General features: G+C 34.1%; 15 protein-coding genes. 10 read left to right on the forward strand and 5 right to left on the reverse strand.

Annotated features, from left to right (window positions below; genetic code table 11):
* Positions 1-143: 143 nt before the first annotated feature.
* Both OGZ34_RS15190 and OGZ34_RS15195 read left to right on the forward strand, forming a co-directional pair.
* Positions 144-2,120, forward strand: coding sequence for an alpha-ketoacid dehydrogenase subunit alpha/beta (locus tag OGZ34_RS15190; protein ID WP_263360761.1), 1,977 nt, complete (start codon positions 144-146; stop codon positions 2,118-2,120).
* A gap of 68 nt (positions 2,121-2,188) precedes the next feature.
* Entirely contained in the window at positions 2,189-3,931 is a 1,743-nt protein-coding gene (locus OGZ34_RS15195) for a DUF885 domain-containing protein (RefSeq protein WP_263360762.1), read from the forward strand.
* A 211-nt stretch (positions 3,932-4,142) separates the two neighbouring features.
* Here the strand turns inward: OGZ34_RS15195 and OGZ34_RS15200 are convergent, their stop codons facing one another.
* Positions 4,143-4,550 (reverse strand): glyoxalase, encoded by a 408-nt coding sequence (locus tag OGZ34_RS15200; protein ID WP_263360763.1) that lies wholly within the window; start codon positions 4,548-4,550, stop codon positions 4,143-4,145.
* A gap of 60 nt (positions 4,551-4,610) precedes the next feature.
* Here OGZ34_RS15200 and OGZ34_RS15205 point away from each other — a divergent pair, with 60 nt between their 5' ends.
* Together OGZ34_RS15205 and OGZ34_RS15210 are read left to right on the forward strand one after the other, a co-directional pair.
* Complete coding sequence (locus tag OGZ34_RS15205; RefSeq protein WP_263360764.1) at positions 4,611-4,994, forward strand: acyl-CoA thioesterase; 384 nt, start codon at positions 4,611-4,613, stop codon at positions 4,992-4,994.
* A gap of 35 nt (positions 4,995-5,029) precedes the next feature.
* A complete protein-coding gene (locus OGZ34_RS15210) occupies positions 5,030-5,458 on the forward strand; it encodes a hypothetical protein (RefSeq protein ID WP_263360765.1) in 429 nt (142 codons plus the stop codon).
* Positions 5,459-5,537: 79 nt separating this feature from the next.
* On the opposite strand, the gene OGZ34_RS15215 is transcribed toward OGZ34_RS15210, so the two are convergent.
* Both OGZ34_RS15215 and OGZ34_RS15220 read right to left on the reverse strand, forming a co-directional pair.
* Positions 5,538-6,794 carry a mechanosensitive ion channel family protein gene (locus tag OGZ34_RS15215; RefSeq protein WP_173967872.1) on the reverse strand — a complete coding sequence of 419 codons (1,257 nt, stop codon included), beginning with the start codon at positions 6,792-6,794 and terminating at the stop codon, positions 5,538-5,540.
* The gene (locus OGZ34_RS15220; protein ID WP_173967873.1) at positions 6,787-7,074 is read right to left on the reverse strand and encodes a DUF3817 domain-containing protein; all 288 of its coding nucleotides are present in this window, start codon (positions 7,072-7,074) and stop codon (positions 6,787-6,789) included. The genes OGZ34_RS15215 and OGZ34_RS15220 overlap by 8 nt, the downstream gene beginning before the upstream one ends.
* A gap of 103 nt (positions 7,075-7,177) precedes the next feature.
* Here OGZ34_RS15220 and OGZ34_RS15225 point away from each other — a divergent pair, with 103 nt between their 5' ends.
* From OGZ34_RS15225 to OGZ34_RS15240, 4 genes are all read left to right on the forward strand, one after another.
* Complete coding sequence (locus tag OGZ34_RS15225; RefSeq protein ID WP_173967874.1) at positions 7,178-7,708, forward strand: DUF6155 family protein; 531 nt, start codon at positions 7,178-7,180, stop codon at positions 7,706-7,708.
* Positions 7,709-7,819: 111 nt separating this feature from the next.
* On the forward strand, positions 7,820-9,361 hold the full coding sequence (locus OGZ34_RS15230; protein ID WP_173967875.1) for a DEAD/DEAH box helicase: 1,542 nt from the start codon (positions 7,820-7,822) through the stop codon (positions 9,359-9,361).
* A 197-nt stretch (positions 9,362-9,558) separates the two neighbouring features.
* Entirely contained in the window at positions 9,559-10,893 is a 1,335-nt protein-coding gene (locus OGZ34_RS15235) for a DEAD/DEAH box helicase (RefSeq protein ID WP_173967876.1), read from the forward strand.
* Between the two features lie 83 nt (positions 10,894-10,976).
* Positions 10,977-12,236 carry an NAD(P)/FAD-dependent oxidoreductase gene (locus OGZ34_RS15240; protein ID WP_173967877.1) on the forward strand — a complete coding sequence of 420 codons (1,260 nt, stop codon included), beginning with the start codon at positions 10,977-10,979 and terminating at the stop codon, positions 12,234-12,236.
* A gap of 167 nt (positions 12,237-12,403) precedes the next feature.
* Here the strand turns inward: OGZ34_RS15240 and OGZ34_RS15245 are convergent, their stop codons facing one another.
* The gene (locus OGZ34_RS15245) at positions 12,404-13,633 is read right to left on the reverse strand and encodes a multidrug effflux MFS transporter (protein ID WP_173967878.1); all 1,230 of its coding nucleotides are present in this window, start codon (positions 13,631-13,633) and stop codon (positions 12,404-12,406) included.
* A gap of 151 nt (positions 13,634-13,784) precedes the next feature.
* Here OGZ34_RS15245 and OGZ34_RS15250 point away from each other — a divergent pair, with 151 nt between their 5' ends.
* Entirely contained in the window at positions 13,785-14,204 is a 420-nt protein-coding gene (locus tag OGZ34_RS15250) for a hypothetical protein (RefSeq protein ID WP_173967879.1), read from the forward strand.
* 93 nt (positions 14,205-14,297) lie between these two features.
* Complete coding sequence (locus OGZ34_RS15255; protein ID WP_173967880.1) at positions 14,298-14,678, forward strand: hypothetical protein; 381 nt, start codon at positions 14,298-14,300, stop codon at positions 14,676-14,678.
* 193 nt (positions 14,679-14,871) lie between these two features.
* Here the strand turns inward: OGZ34_RS15255 and OGZ34_RS15260 are convergent, their stop codons facing one another.
* Positions 14,872-15,267: a helix-turn-helix domain-containing protein gene (locus tag OGZ34_RS15260; protein WP_173967881.1), complete on the reverse strand. Its 396-nt coding sequence runs from the start codon at positions 15,265-15,267 to the stop codon at positions 14,872-14,874.
* Positions 15,268-15,423: the final 156 nt, after the last annotated feature.

Genomic DNA, 15,423 nt, shown 5'->3' on the forward strand with positions numbered 1-15,423 from the left:
GCGTTCTAAGACCTTTCAATAACAAAGGTAGAGAATATTTTAGAATTGAATTTTAAAAGTTATACTAAAATTAAAATTTTCTAACAAAAAGCTATAAAATTGTTATATTTTTCTATATTTGAAATACTAAAAACTAACCGCTAATGATCTTTTACAGACAAGACCTAACTGATACTCAATTATTAGACTTATATAAAAAAATCCTAAAACCGCGACTCATCGAAGAAAAGATGCTGATTCTAATTCGTCAGGGAAAAGTTTCTAAATGGTTCTCGGGAATCGGGCAGGAGGCAATCGCAGTAGGAGTTACCTCTGTTTTAGATGACTCAGAGCATGTGTTGCCAATGCATCGAAATTTAGGTGTTTTTACCAGCAGAAACATTCCGTTACACCGTTTATTCTCGCAATGGCAAGGAAAAGCAAATGGTTTTACAAAAGGAAGAGATCGCAGTTTTCACTTTGGTACTCAGGAATACAATATTATAGGAATGATTTCGCATTTGGGTCCGCAATTGGGGATCGCAGACGGAATTGCTCTCGCACATAAACTTCAAAAAGATAATAAAATAACAGCTGTTTTTACAGGTGAAGGCGCTACTAGCGAAGGTGATTTTCATGAGGCTTTGAATATAGCTGCTGTTTGGAAACTACCTGTAATGTTTGTCATCGAAAATAACGGTTACGGATTGTCGACACCAACAAACGAGCAATATTTTTGTGAGAATCTGGCAGATAAAGGTATAGGTTATGGTATTGATAGTTATATTATTGATGGAAATAATATACTGGAAATCTATAATAAGCTGGCGCAATTGAAAGAGGAGATGCAGAAAGATCCGCATCCTGTTTTGTTGGAGTTTAAAACCTTTAGAATGCGTGGTCACGAAGAGGCGAGTGGTACAAAATATGTTCCGCAGGAATTAATGGACGAATGGGCTGCCAAAGACCCAGTAGTGAACTATAAAAAATATTTAGTTGAGACAGGCGTGCTTACTCCCGAATTAGATGAACAGTTACACAGTACTATTAAACAGGAAATTGATGAGAATTGGGCAATTGCCAATGCAGAGCCAGAAATCGTTCCTACCTATAGTGATGAATTAAATGATGTTTATAAACCCTATACCTATGAAGAAGTTAAAGCAGATTCAGAAGTAGAGAATATTCGATTCATTGATGCGATAAGCAGTAGCTTAAAGCAATCTATGGAGCGGCATGAAAATTTGGTTCTAATGGGCCAGGATATTGCAGAATATGGTGGAGCTTTTAAAATTACTGATGGTTTTGTAAAGGCGTTTGGAAAAGAACGCGTCCGGAATACACCAATTTGCGAGAGCGCAGTAGTATCTGCAGCGATGGGGTTATCGATTAACGGTTTCAAAGCTATTGTAGAAATGCAGTTTGCCGATTTTGTTTCTACAGGTTTTAATCCAATCGTTAACTTACTAGCCAAATCTCATTACCGTTGGGGTGAAAAAGCCGATGTTGTCGTACGTATGCCATGCGGAGGCGGAACTCAGGCTGGACCTTTTCATTCGCAGACTAATGAAGCGTGGTTTACTAAAACACCTGGTTTAAAAGTCGTTTATCCGGCTTTTCCGTATGACGCAAAAGGGTTATTGAATACCTCAATAAATGACCCAAATCCGGTTTTGTTTTTCGAGCACAAACAATTGTACCGAAGTATATATCAGGATGTTCCTGCAGGATATTATACCATTCCGTTAGGGAAAGCGGCCTTGTTAAAAGAAGGAGAGTCCGTTACTATTATCGCTTTTGGTGCTACGGTGCATTGGGCGTTGGAAACGTTGAGTAAAAATCCTGATATAAAGGCTGATTTAATTGATCTTAGAACATTACAGCCTTTGGATACCGAAACTATTTTTAATTCGGTTAAAAAGACAGGAAAAGTGATTATTTATCAGGAAGATACTTTGTTTGGTGGTATTGCCAGCGATATTTCGGCTTTAATTATGGAAGAATGTTTTGAATATCTGGATGGTCCTGTAAAAAGGGTAGCCAGTTTAGATTCACCGATTCCGTTTACGAAGGCCCTCGAAGATCAATTTTTACCTAGGAATCGTTTTGAAGGTGTTTTGTTAGAATTATTGAAATATTAATTACAAATAGTAAATTGTTTTGCATAAAGAACATTTTTTTTATCTTTAAACCATAAAAAAAATAACTTATGAAAAAACTGTTTGTTTCATTTTTTGCAATTACGGTACTTTTTTCCTGTAATAAAAGTGGCAAGTCTAACGGAGATAAAGAGTTAGATACAAAATTCGACACCTACAAGGATCGCTTTGTTACTGATTTATGGAAGATTAACCCAGGCTGGGCTTCGGGGGTTGGTTATCACAAACTAGACAGCATTTTGGTTGTTCCGGATGCATCTGAGGAAAAAAGACAACTTGATTTCGCTAATGCACAATTAAATTCTTTAAAACAATTTAATCCTGAAGATTTGTCTGATAATAATAAGACCGATTTTCAGATGATTAAAAATCAATTGGAGGCTACTATTTTTAGTGTAAAAGAACTAAAATCATCTCAGTGGAATCCTTCTGAATATAATGTCTGCGGAGCATTTGCAGAAATTCTAAACGGTAAATACGATACTCCGGAAATTCGTTTGCGTGCTTTCAATGCTAAAATGAATAATGTTCCGGCTTATTATGAAGCAGCAAAAAAGAATATTAAAAATCCAACTGTAGAACATACAGAACTTGCTATAGCACAAAACCTTGGAGGTTCTACTGTTTTTGACGTGGATTTGGCTGCAGCTTTAGAAAAAAGTAAGCTAAGCTCTGTTGAGAAAAAAGAAATGCTGAACAAAGGTATAGTTGCTAAAAAAGCAATTGCTGACTACGTGGATTGGTTGAAAAAATTACCGAATAAAACACCTCGTTCTTTTAGACTTGGATCGGAATTGTACGCTAAAAAATTCAATTTTGATATCCAATCGAGCTATACAGCAGAGGAGATTTTTAAAATTGCAGTAGATCATAAAAAAGACTTACATGAAAAAATGTTTGTTCTGGCGGATAAACTTTGGAAAGAATACAAAGGAAATGAGCCAAAACCTGCAGATAAACTGGATTTAATCAAACAGGTAATTGATAAAATCTCTTTGCAGCACACTACACCGGAGAAATTCCAATCTGAAATTGAAAAACAAATTCCGGAACTAACGGCTTATGTAAAAGCAAAAGATTTATTGTATATTGACCCTTCAAAACCGCTGGTAGTTCGCAAAGAACCTGCTTATATGGCTGGAGTTGCGGGAGCTTCGATTTCGGCTCCGGGCCCTTATGATAAAAATGCCAATACCTATTATAATGTAGGAAGTATGGCGGGCTGGACAGCTGAAAACGCAGAAAGCTACTTACGCGAGTACAATGATTATATTTTACAGATTTTAAACATTCATGAAGCTGTTCCGGGGCATTACACCCAATTGGTATACAGTAACCAGTCGCCAAGTATCATTAAATCTATTTTAGGAAATGGTGCAATGATAGAGGGCTGGGCTGTTTACGCGGAGAAAATGATGTTGGAAAGCGGTTATAAAAATTCTGATGAAATGTGGTTGATGTATTACAAATGGAATTTAAGAGCAACTTGCAATACTATTTTAGATATTAGTGTTCATACTAAAAATATGTCTAAAGAAGCAGCTTTGGATTTGTTAACCAAAGAAGCTTTCCAGCAACAGGCTGAGGCAGATGGAAAATGGAAACGTGTTACTTTATCGCAAGTACAGCTGTGCTCTTATTTTACAGGATATACAGAAATCTACAATTTAAGAGAGGAACTTAAAAAGAAAGAAGGAGATAAGTTTAATCTGAAAAAGTTTCATGAGAAATTCTTAAGTTTTGGAAGTGCTCCTGTGAAATACATTAAAGAATTAATGTTGTCTGAGGAATAAAAATAACAATGATTCTATATTTTAGAATCATTGTTTATATGATTTTGTTTTATCTGTGTATAAAACATTTTTTTGAGAGTCGCATCTAACAGGTGCATTGTAAAAAGACTAACAGGTTATTGTAACCAGTTAGTCTTTTTTATTTTTTCGACCTTTTGAACAAAATATTTTTGGACTTTATTTCGGATTTTTCTATGGTCATTTAAAGTATTTATTTCGAATTCGACTCCAGTTCAAACAACTGTACCTGACTTTTCAATCGATCGATCAATAAATTCATCATTCTTTTGTTTAAGCTTGAAGAGTTTTGAATATATGTTTCATATTCTTCAATTGTAAAGAGAGCAATTACAATTCCTTTCAGAGAATTTCGAAACTTAATGTCCTTTTGAATGGAATTTTCGATAACCTGAAGTTTCTTTTCGACCGTATAAGAATAGAAATCAGCCTTATTTTTATTGACATAGTTGATGAAAACCGCAATAAACAAATCATTCTGAAGTTTTAAAACAGGTCTAATGGTTTGATTTTGAAACAACTCGTCTGCTGAAGATTGAGCACTTATTGTTCCTAAAGTTTCGCCTCTGAATTCTTTTAAAAAAGTGTCTCTCGCTTCCATGTTTTTTCTTTAAATTTAGAAAAAATTCTGATACAAAATTTTTTATTCAAACTAAATATTATGCGATTTCATACCAGAAAATGGGTCAAACCCGAAGATTTAAATCCAAACGGAACATTATTTGGCGGAAAGTTACTCGCCTGGATCGATGAAGAGTTGGCACTGTATACGATTATTCAATTAGAAAACACCAGAGTCGTAACCAAGTACATGTCGGAAATTGATTTTAAAAGTTCTGCCCGACAAGGGGATATTGTTGAAATTGGAATAGATGTTGTAAAATTTGGAAATACTTCATTAATTCTAAAATGTGCAGTACGCAACATGATGACCCGAGAAATCATCATTACCATAGACAAGACTACAATGGTCAATCTCGATGAAGACGGTAAACCTAAAGCTCACGGGAAAACTCAAATTGAATTCGTAAAAGACCGTCTATAGTTCTTTTATATCTTATACAGCATAAACCTTCTAAAATGACTAAAAAAAATATACTCGTTACTTTATCGTTTGTTTTTCTACTGTCCTGTAATTCAAAAGAAAACAAAGAAATTTACAATCATGCCGTTTATCGTGCGGTTCACAAAGGTGATACAGCGGTCTTAGATATCCATATAAACGACAAGAGATTTTATGGTCGTTATGAAATTTTATACCATAAAATTGGTAAGGATTCCGGAGATGTAAGAGGAAACATTAAAGGTGATACTTTAAGAGGTGACTTTCATTTTATTTCCAATGGAGGTGGCTGGAGAAGAATTCCGTTGGCTTTACTGAAAAAAGAAAACAAATTTATTTTAGGGAAAGGGATAATTGGTACCTATATGAATCTTCCTCTTTTTGTACCTGAAGTACCCATAGAATATAACGAATCAGGGTTTGTTTTTGAAAAAGTTAAGAAATAAACTTCAGTCGCAGTTTTCAGTCTCAGTATAAAACTGAAAACTGCGACTGAATACTGTGACTGAAAACTGCGACTAAAAACTAATCTAAATGCCCAATTTTCGAAGGCAATTCGAATATCTCAAGGTCGAAATATTCTACAGAAGCCATAACATGGTCAAAAATATCAGCCATAATATATTCGTAGTTGGCCCAGCGTTTATCGCTCGAGAAAGCATAAATCTCTAAAGGAACTCCATTTGCACTCGATTGCAACTGACGGCACATCATGTGCATGTCTTTGTTTAAACCCGGATGTGTTATCAAATACTGCATGATGTATTTTCGAAACAATCCTAAGTTAGTCATATTACGTCCATTAAGTGCTAAGGTTTTATCGACACCACGTAAATCATTGTATTTATCGATTTCGGATTGTCTGGTTTCAATATAAGAAGCAATCAATTGAACTTTTTTCATCTGATTTAAATCCTCATCATTCAGAAAACGAATACTGCTGCTTTTGATCAAAATATGTCTTTTAATACGTCGTCCATCTGACTTCTGCATACCGCGCCAGTTTTGAAAAGAATCAGAACTCAAAGCATAGGTTGGTATTGTGGTAATCGTATTGTCAAAATTTCGGACCTTAACAGTCGTCAGGTTAATCTCGATAACATCTCCATCCGCACCAAACTTATCCATCGTAATCCAGTCACCAATGCGAACCATATCGTTTATAGCTACCTGAACACTCGAAACAAATCCAAGAATAGTATCCCTGAAAATCAAGATGATAATAGCCGAAAGTGTTCCTAAGATAGTCAGTAATTCGCCTTGCTTGATTCCAAATAACTTTGAGATAATAATGGCAACTCCAAAAATCCAGAGCACGATCATAATAACCTGAACGAAGCTATCAATAGGTTTATCGCTGTATTCTGGTTTTTGTTTTAAATAATCGCGTAAGGCATTAAAAATGGTTCTGGTAATCCACAATCCAAGCAAAACAATATAAACACCAACGATTTTTCCAAAAACTGACTCCCAGTATTCGTACTTATCCAGAATAATTGGAACTGCCTTGTAAATAAAGAAAAACGGAATTAGGTATGCTGTGTATTTGGTTGTTTTATTGTGAATCAAATAATCATCAAATTTTGTTTTGGTACGCTGAGCGAAAACAGCAGTCAGTGTAACCAAAACAAATTTTGCCAAATAATAAATAGCATAAGCCAGTATCACCATGATGGCGATATTAAAGATCAGGCTGACATAAGAAGCCATATTGCGGCTCATGCCCCAATCTCTAAAAATAGGGTATAAAAAATTAAATATTTTATCCAAAAGTCTAGGCATTATTCTCCAGGTATTTTTTTTCTACATAAAAAGTTCCAAACGGAATAAGAGAAGCTATCTGTATAATTGCAAAGGTTTTTAAATCCCAATTTTGTGGTTTTTTAAGTAAAAATGCCAACAGCACATATCCGATAAATAAAACGCCATGAGTCATTCCTAATGGACGTAACAGGGTATGATAAAGTTCAGGATTATTGGTTTTGATGAAAAGCATATTGGTAAACAATACTAAATAAGAGATTCCCTCTAAAATTGCAGTAACTTTGAAAATCTTGAGCATATTCTATTTTTTGAGTTTAATACAAGCAAAATTAAGTATTATCGTTGGTTTTTGCGGTATGAATCAGGAAAGTAATTTACTTTTGTAACCTTAAACTTTGACAATGAGTAAACGTGATTTAAAAAAATACCTTGCTGAATTAAACAAAGAGCAGCTCGAAGAGCAAATTATCGAATTGTATGAAAAGTTTAATCCTGTTAAAGTGTATTATGATTTTGCTTTTAATCCAAAAGAAGATAAATTGCTACAGGAATGTAAGGTGAAAATTTCGCACGAATATTTTCCAATTAAAAAAGCTGGAGCCAAGAGACGCCCTAAAGCAAAACTCCGTCGTTCGGTAGCGCAGAAATACATCAAACATTTTATGCTATTAGGAGTAGATCCTTTTGTTGTGGCAGATATCATGCTTTACAATATAGAGATTGCGCAAACGTATTCGTCACAAAATCCGGTGAAGCAGGAATTGTTTTACAAAAGCATCCTGAATTCATTTGAACAAGCTGTGAATTTTTCAATTTCCAACGGAATTTTGCCTGATTTTAAAGATAGAATTATTGCCATTGAACAAGAAACTCTTCAACAAAAATGGAAAAATAAGTATGATTTTGAGGCAATTTTAGAGAAAATTGATTAATAAGAGTAGTTCTCATAAAAAATCTTATTTAAAAAAAACATTTATTTTAGGTTAAAATAAAGTGAAAAACTGTTTTTTCGGTGTATTTTTGCAAAAATCCAAAAATAAACAATGTCTCAAAACACTTTAGAAATAGAAAGAGAAGAGAAAAAAGAACTTTATGCATATCAGAAAGGCGATATCGATGCCATTTTTGAACGTTTAGATAATGCTCCTTCGAAACATCATTTATTATATCAATTACCTACTGGTGGTGGAAAAACAGTGATTTTTTCCGAAATCGTTCGTCGTTATTTAGCTAATAATGATAAAAAAGTGGTTGTTCTAACACACCGTATCGAACTTTGTAAGCAAACTTCAAAAATGCTAAAAGGGTTTGGTGTTTCTAATAAAATTATTAATAGTAAAGTAAAAGAGTTACCGGATCAAAACGATTTTTCATGTTTCGTGGCGATGGTCGAGACATTGAAAAACCGTATCAACGACGAGAAGTTACATTTAGATAACATTGGTTTGGTTATTATTGATGAGGCGCATTACAACTCATTCCGAAAACTATTAAACTCATTCAAAAATGCTTTTATTCTTGGAGTAACTGCAACACCTTTGAGTTCAAACATAAAATTACCAATGCACCAGAGTTACAATGAACTTATTGTGGGTGACACTATTAGTTCATTGATTGACAAAGGATTTCTGGCGCGTGCAACTACTTATAGTTATGATGTTGGATTAACGTCACTTAAAGTTGGTATCAATGGTGATTATACTGTAAAATCATCAGATGATTTATATACAAATACCATCATGCAGGAAAAATTACTGCATGCTTATACCGAACGTTCGTTAGGTAAAAAGACCCTAATTTTTAATAATGGTATTCATACTTCGTTATACGTGTATGAAACTTTTAGAGAAGCAGGTTATGATATCAGACACCTTGATAACACGAGTAGTTCTGAAGAGCGTAAAGACATCTTGCAGTGGTTCAAAAAGACTCCAGATGCGATTTTAACTTCTGTAGGGATTTTGACAACTGGTTTTGATGAGCCAACAGTTGAAACGATTATCCTAAACAGAGCAACAAAATCATTAACTTTATACTATCAGATGATTGGTCGCGGATCTCGTAAATTACCTGGAAAAGATGAATTTACAGTGATTGATCTTGGTAATAATGCTGCTCGTTTTGGTCTATGGAGTGAGCCGGTAAATTGGCAACACATTTTTAAATCACCAGAGTTTTATTTAGAAAACCTACGTGATGACACAGAGATCGAATTGTATTTCAAATACAGCATGCCACCGGAATTACGTGCTAAATTCAGCAAAACAGCCGATGTTACTTTTGATGTTGATGAAGAACATAAATTAATCATCAAACAAAATTTACGATCCAAAGTTGTATTGGATAAATCATTGGAGCAGCATGCTGCGATGTGTGTTGATAATACAGAAACTTTACAAGAAGCAAAATCATTAGGTAAAGAACTTGATGATGATATAGAATGCCGTATCAAACGTTATGCAAAATGCTTAAGCCAATGTAGTAAAAACTACCGTGAATGGCTGGTTGACGATTACAAACTAAAATTAGTTTTACTGATTGGTAAAAAGTATCGTGAAAAAATCATGAACGAACCGGACGAATAGAGATATTTTGTTTCAGGTTTAAGGTTTCAAGTTTTTTGGAATCTAAACAAAATTATATTTTTAAAAGGAGAAATAGCATTTTAGAGTAATTAATTCTATTGCAATTTCTCCTTTGCAAATTACTAGAAATTCATTTTTAAGTTCTCAAAGTACCTGAAACTTGAAACAAATAAAAACAAAATAAACAAAAATAAAAGATGTCTAAACAATTCTCATCATTAGGAATTTCAGCACCAATTTTAAAAGCATTAAGCGAATTGAACATTGTTGAACCAACAGAAATCCAGCAAAAAACAATTCCGTTACTTTTAGCAGAAGCTCACGATGTGGTTGGTTTAGCCAAAACCGGAACCGGTAAAACAGCAGCTTTTGGATTGCCTTTGTTACAATTGATTAATACAGAGTCTCCTATAGTTCAGGCTGTCATTTTGGTTCCAACAAGAGAACTTGGACAACAAATATTTAGAAATTTAGAGGATTTTGGAAAACACATTCCAAACATATCTATCGCTTCAACTTGTGGCGGAATTCCAATAAAACCACAAATCGAGCGGTTGACTCAGCCAACCCATATTGTAGTAGCAACACCGGGACGTTTGATCGATTTAATTCAGCGCAAAGCTATTGATCTAAAACAAACCGACTATTTAGTATTAGATGAAGCTGATGAAATGGTTTCCATTCTTAAAGAAAGTTTAGACGAAATTGTTGCCGAACTTCCTAAAAAGCACCGTACTTTATTGTTCTCAGCTACTTTGCCTGGAACAATCAAGCAGTTGATTCAGAACTATTTAAATAAAAATGTAGTTCAGGTTAGCGCAAATATGGAAACTGCAGGTAATCAAGGAATTGATCATGAATATATTGTAGTAGATCCAATTGAAAAACTGGATGTTTTAATGCATTTTTTAAATTCACGAGAAGGTGAACGCGGTATTATTTTTTGTAAAACCAAAGCTGCAGTCAATAAATTGGCGAAGAATTTAGCAATCAATCGTTTTTCTTCAGGAGCGCTTCATGGTAGTCTATCACAGGGAATTCGAGACAGAATTATGGAGCAGTTTCGTGAAGGACATATCAACATATTAGTCGCTACCGACTTGGCCGCAAGAGGAATTGATGTAAAAGAAATCTCTTATGTGGTAAACTATCATTTACCTGATACTTATGAAAATTATGTTCACCGTAGCGGAAGAACAGCAAGAGCAGGGGCAAAAGGACTTTCATTAACTGTTTTACAAGAGGAAGAAGTAGTCGAAATTCCTGAATTTGAAAATGAACTGGGAATTAAATTCACTAAATTTCAAAAGCCTTCGGTAGCAAGTCTTGAAGAGAACAATACTCTTTTATGGGCGAAACAAATCTTTAAAACAAAACCGAATCATGATATTTCAACAGATTTGAAAACTAAAGTAAAAACTGTTTTTCATCATTTAACTAAGGATGAATTGATTGAAAAATTGTTAGCAAATTATGTTCTGCAGAACAAAGTTGAAGTGGCTGAAAAACCTGTTAAAAAATTCAAAAAGTAGTATTCTGGGCAATTTACTTTGCTAATTTATGTTGTATATTTATAAGGTAATTTTAGTATAATCTTACTTAATAAACAGCGTATATGAAGATAGTAATTATAGGAGGTGGTTTTGCAGGAATCAATCTTGCAAAAGAATTGGTTAACCATCCTCAAATACATGTAACACTTGTAGATAAGAATAATTATAACTTTTTCCCACCACTTATATATCAGGTTGCAACTGCATTTTTAGAACCCTCAAGCATCAGTTATCCTTTTAGAAAATTCTTTGCCGGAAAAAAAAATCTGCAATTTCGTTTAGGCGAATTGCTTTCTGTTGTTCCGGCTGAGAATAAAATTATCTTAAATAATGGAGAATTAACATACGATCATTTGGTTTTTGCAACCGGTGCAGAAACGAGTTATTTTGGAATGGAAAACGTTATGAAAAACGCTATTCCGATGAAAACTTTAAACGATGCCATCGAAATGCGTAACGCACTGCTAAAAAACCTTGAAAAAGCAGCAATTACCAAAGATATTCGCAAACGACGCAAATTGTTAACCATTGTGGTAGCAGGAGGCGGACCAACAGGAGTGGAGGTATCTGGAATGTTTGCCGAAATGCGAAAGAGTATTTTGCTAAAAGAATATCCGGAATTGGAAACATCTGCGAGTAATGTTTATTTAGTCGATGGGGGAGACGCACTCCTCTCGCCTATGAGTAAAGCTTCTCAGGAAGACACTCTGGATGCACTTACTAAATTAGGAGTTGTAGTTAAACTTCATACTCGTGTTACAGACTATATTGATGATACCGTTCATTTCGCTAACGGCGAGACCATTAAAACAAAAAATCTGATCTGGGCTGCCGGAGTTTCTGCTAAAATTTTTGAAGGAATCCCAGCAGAAAGCTATGGCCGTGGAAAACGAATGGCGACAGATGAATACAATAAAGTCAATGGACTCGTAAATATTTATGCTATTGGTGACACAGCCATCACAGCCGGTGATAAAAATTTCCCTGACGGACATCCGCAAGTTGCTCAGGTTGCCATTCAGCAAGGTTTAAATCTGGCTAAAAACTTTAAAGCATTAGTTCAAAACAAACCTTTGAAACCTTTTGCTTACAATGACAAAGGTTCCATGGCAATTATAGGAAAAAACAAAGCCGTAGTTGATTTACCAAGTCCAAAATGGCATTTTAAAGGTTTTTTTGCCTGGGTTATCTGGCTGTTTATCCATTTAATATCTTTAATTACTTATAGAAACAGATTAAATACATTCTGGAACTGGATGGTCGCGTATTTTGCAAGAGATCAGTCTTTGAGAATGATTATCAGACCTGATAAAAGATCTTAGAAAATAAATCCCAATCATTTAAATTTCAAATTCCAAAAAGAAAAAAGATACAAACTATATTATAATTAAGAAGCCAGAATCGTAATAGAATCTGGCTTTTTTATGCTCAATGAAATACTCACAATTCATTGGAATTTGAAATTTAAAAGATTGGAGTTTAATAATCTTTAGTGACCAATCACAACATCATCATCCTTAGAAACTTTTACTTTTTGTTTTATAAAACGCTTACCAATATTTAAAACAATAAAAGCTGTAATGGTAGTTGTTGTCATAATGGCCACCATTGGCGCAACAGAATTCTTTACAAAAATTCCAACAGCAAATGAAGCCAAAGCTCCTAAACCAAGCTGAATAGCACCCATTAGAGCCGAGGCACTTCCCGTATTTTTAGCAAAAGGAGCCAAAGTAAGACCTGCAGTGTTTGGGTTTGAAATTCCCAGACAAGCCAGGAATAAAAATAACATTCCAATAGTTTCATACAATCCTAAAAGGTCATTTAAAGCCAAAATAAGGAAAATAATACTAATGACAGACTGTGAAATCAACGCACCAAAAATCATTTGTTCGCTGGAATATTTCTTCAGTAAGGCCGAATTTAACTGACTTGAACCAATAAAACTAACCGACATAAAAGCAAAAATCCAGCCGTAAGTTTTAGCATCAACGTTATAAATATCCATAAAAACTATAGGTGAGGCCGCAACGTATGAAAATAAACCCGAAAAAGCGATAGCCCCTGTAAAGGCGTAAGTGTAGAACTGAGGTTCTTTAAGCACTTTTAAAAAGTTGGTAATAATCGGCTTTGGTTTTAACGATATTGACGTATCCGGTTTGTAGGTGTCAGGTAAACCAATTTGAGACGCTATAAGAATTGCAATTCCCATGCACATCAAAATAAAAAACACAGTATGCCAGCCGTAATCTTCTGTAACATAACCACCAATTGTTGGCGCCAGCATAGGAGAAAGCCCAACGACAAGCATTAATAAAGAGAATACTTTCGGAATATCTTTTACAGGAAACAAATCCCGAACCATGGCTACAGAAGCTACTGTTGCTGCACAACTTCCGATAGCCTGAACAAATCGCAAAAGAATAAAGGAGTCAATGTCAGTTACATAAATACAGCCTAAAGAAGCCAAAATATAGATCATCAAACCTATAAATAAAGGCTTTTTTCTTCCAAAACGATCTAATAATGGTCCGTAAAGTAATTGTCCAGCCGAAATTCCAATAAAATAACTCGATAAACTCATCGAAACTTTGGCGACTGAAGTATGTAAATCCTTTGCTATACCTGAGAAACCAGGCAGATACATATCAATTGAAAAAGGGCCAAGTGCTGTTAAAGAACCTAAGATAAGGATGAGCTTAATGTATTTTTTTGTTGTCATTTTCTTAAAAAATTGCTTTTCATTTTTTGCAAAGGTAAAGATTTCATATCTTGTAGTGTGATTTAAACCTTTTTTAATAAAAGTTTGGGTGTATTACGCATAAATAGATTGCCAAAAATCATTTTAATACTAATCTTTAAAATTTTAAATTATGAGAAATTACATTTTATTATTTACACTTATCTTTACCACAATTTCATTTGCACAAACAATTACTTCTAAAAAAGAAGACGCATCTCCGGAGCAATATGCTCTGCTGCAAAAGGTCAATCAGTATTATCCGGATATTACGTTAAGTAAAACGGTTACTAATTTTTACGCCGACGGTAATATCATTGACACGCATCAGGAATTTGATTTGACAACTTCTAAATTTTCAAGTTATAAAATTGGACTTGAACCAGACAATAAAAAATTATTGTTTGAGTATGTTTCTGACGCAACCGGAAAAGTTTATGGTGACGTTACCATTTTTAAAGGAAATGCACTGAGAACAACTTTTTCAGAAAAGAACAATGAAATAAATGTTGCTCTAAACGGAAAATCGGTTTATTTGAAAAAATTAAAATAATTTTTCAAATACGGGAAATATGGAGCACCACATATTTTGTGGTGCTTTTTTTCGTTTATATTTGATTGATAAATTTTACCTATTTTAAAACGCATGAAAAAAATTCTTCTATTATTGATTCTCGTAAGCTTTCAATCGTATGCGCAGGCCAATAAATTTACCGGAACCTGGAGCACTGAAAATTGTAAAACTTGCAGCAAGGAATATGTACTGAAATTAAACCTGGCGCAATCCAATAACAAAATATTCGGAACGGCTGAAATTACAAGCAGTAACGAAAAATTTGTTAGCGGTGTCATGGAGGTTGATGGTAGTGTATATGCACTTGGTGAGAAAGCTCAAATTAGCATCAAAGGCAAAGACGGTTCGGCAAGTGCGGTTTTATTTGTAAAGGAAGATCTTTTACAATTTGCCAAAAGAGGTGGTGATGATTTAGTTCCTAAAGAAACAGTTCTAACGAAATTGTATGAGTAGAAAAAGATAATACTTAACGCATTTACCACATAGAAACATAGATTTTATGTCTCAAAAAAGGCGTTTCACTTATTTAAAACACACAGAGACTACTATGTGTAAGAAACATGTTTCTTGTAATACTCTTTTATAGACATCGAATCTATGTTTCTATGTGTTTAAAAATAATTACGCGCAACAGGAATATCTAGTATTATTTCTCTCTAATCAATTTCTCCAATTTGTCAATCATTTCTTTTTGCTGTTCAAGCATACGCTCGTAAAGCTCTACCATTTTATCTAAGGGATTAAATGTACACTGTATATTTTCAGCAGTTGCATTAGCAATTGATCCTTCATGAAAAGTATTCGAAATAATGTTAATTGCCATATCTTCGTCAAAATTTTCAATAGCTTCAGTAGGTACTTTCAGGATTTTGGATACTTGTTCTAAGATATTCTTTTCTATAGACTCTTTTTGTTCCAAAAGAGAGATTTTCTTTTGGTTCCAGTCTTCGCCCAGTTCATAGGCAAGTATTTCTTGCTTTATTCCAAGCATTTCACGAAAACGCTTAATATTTCTTCCTTGGTGTATTTTCTTGTCTATCATATGGCTTCTGTCATAAATGTCAAATATAGGATTTTTACTTAAAATATTTATAGGGTAGTAGCAAATGTTATTTTAAAATTATTCTAAATTGAAGAATAAAGCACGTAAATACAGAATTGATTAAGCACGAGATAAACTTGCTATAAAAAGTTTTCT

Origin of the sequence: Flavobacterium collinsii, assembly GCF_946903285.1 — a bacterium.
GTDB classification, from domain to species: domain Bacteria; phylum Bacteroidota; class Bacteroidia; order Flavobacteriales; family Flavobacteriaceae; genus Flavobacterium; species Flavobacterium collinsii.